General features: G+C 61.1%; 2 protein-coding genes. Both read left to right on the top strand.

Translation table 11 applies throughout. The features are described from left to right. The coding region (gene tnpB / locus C5L12_RS27640) for an IS66 family insertion sequence element accessory protein TnpB (RefSeq protein ID WP_157949149.1) at window positions 1–207 on the top strand (207 nt) is incomplete at its 5' end. A gap of 73 nt (window positions 208–280) precedes the next feature. Further along, entirely contained in the window at window positions 281–1,873 is a 1,593-nt protein-coding gene (gene tnpC, locus C5L12_RS27635; protein ID WP_105375164.1) for an IS66 family transposase, read from the top strand. The last annotated feature ends 23 nt before the right edge of the window (window positions 1,874–1,896 follow it).

Genomic DNA, 1,896 nt, shown 5'->3' with positions numbered 1-1,896 from the left:
TGTGCCGATCGGGTCAAGATCGTGTGGTGGGATGGATCAGGCGTCTGCCTCTACTCGAAGCGGCTGGAGAAGGCCCAGTTCTGTTGGCCACGGATCGGCCATAACCGGGTGCAGCTCAACCATGCCCAGCTCATGGCGCTCGTTGATGGCATGGACTGGAAACGGGTCCGCTCGGTGGCGGTGAAGCCGCCGGAAATTGTTGGGTAAATGCCTGCGGCGAAGTGAATCAGCTGCCTAAAAGGGCAGGAAAACCGGAGCAAAATATGCTCTGGTAGGCCTCATGACGCCGCCCGATCTGCAGCTCCCGGATGATGTAGAGACCCTGAAAGCCATGGTCCTTGCCATGGCCGAAAAGGCAGCGCGCACCGATGCTCTTGAGGGCGAGGTCGCAGACCTGAAGGCCAAAAACGCCGATGCCGATGAACGCATCGAACGACTGACCCAGATCCTGAAAGCGTTCGATCGTGCCCGCTTCGGCCGGCGATCGGAAAAGCTCGGCTCTCCAAGCATTGATGATGAGCAGCAAGCTTTTGTCTTTGAGGAGATCGAGACCGGCATCGCTGCAATCCGAGCCCAAGTGAACAAGGGTGCTGCCCATCGCGATGGCAAACGTCCACCCCGGCCGCGCAAGGGCTTTGCACCTCATCTGGAGCGGGTCGAAGTGGTGATCGAACCGGATGAACTGCCCGAGCATGCGGGCAGGCGGAAGGTGTTGATCGGAGAAGACGTCTCGGAGCGACTGGACGTCGTGCCGGCGAAGTTCCGCGTCATCGTCACCCGCCGGCCGAAGTATGCCTTCAAGAACGAAGACGGCGTCATCCAGGCAGCCGCGCCCGCGCATATCATCGAGGGCGGCATTCCGACAGAAGCACTTCTCGCCCAGATCGCGGTCTCGAAGTATGCCGATGGCCTACCGCTCTATAGGCAGGAGGCAATCTATGCCCGCGACAAGGTCGAGCTTGACCGGAAGCTAATGGCTCAATGGATGGGCAAGCTCGGCTTCGAGCTCGATATTCTAGCCGATTACATCCTCGCCGAGATCAAGAAGGCTGAGCGTATCTTCGCTGACGAGACGACGTTGCCCACGCTCGCGCCCGGATCCGGATCGGCCAAGACGGCCTGGCTATGGGCTTATGCCAGGGATGACAGACCCTTTGGTGGCAGTGGTCCGCCGATGGTCGCCTATCGCTTCGAAGATAGCCGCGCTGGCGATCGGGTCGCCCGGCATCTGAGTGGCTATCGAGGCATCCTTCAGGTCGACGGCCATGGTGCCTATAACAAGCTTGCCAGATCCGACGGCGGCAATGACGGTGTGATACTGGCCGGCTGCTGGTCCCATAGCAGGCGCAAGTTCTACGAACTCCACGCCTCGGAAAGTTCCAAGATAGCCACCGAGACGGTGGAGTTGATGGCAAGGCTCTGGGAGGTGGAAGAAACGGCCCGCGGTCAAAGCCCTGACGCCCGTGTCGCGGCGCGCCAAGCGACATCTGCTGCGGTCGTCATGGAGCTCTTCGCCCTCTGGCAGAAGACCCTGCCGCGGATCTCCGGCAAGTCGAAGCTCGCAGAGGCGATCCGCTACGCCACCTCGCGTCGCTCCATCTTTGAGCGCTTCCTCACCGACGGCCGCATCGAGCTCGACAGCAACATCGTTGAGCGCGCCATCAGACCTCAGACGATCACGAGAAAGAACAGTCTCTTCGCCGGCAGCGATGGCGGTGGAAGGACCTGGGCGACGATCGCCACGCTCCTTCAGACGGCGAAGATGAACAACGTCAATCCGCAGGCCTGGCTCACCCACACCCTCGAGCGCATCGCCAACGGCTGGCCCAGCAGCGATCTCGATGCACTCATGCCGTGGAATTACGCGCGCTGAACGGCCTCAGCTTGCCGCTTACC

Source organism: Neorhizobium huautlense, from assembly GCF_002968575.1.
Classification (GTDB): Bacteria; Pseudomonadota; Alphaproteobacteria; order Rhizobiales; family Rhizobiaceae; genus Neorhizobium; species Neorhizobium huautlense.
The sequence above is the reverse complement of the archived record's forward strand: the minus strand, read 5'-3'. Positions and strand labels throughout refer to the sequence as shown.

Bases quoted from the DNA above. Each gene is read 5' to 3' on its own strand.
- tnpC (WP_105375164.1), top strand. From the start codon at position 281: ATGACGCCGCCCGATCTGCAGCTCCCGGATGATGTAGAGACCCTGAAA.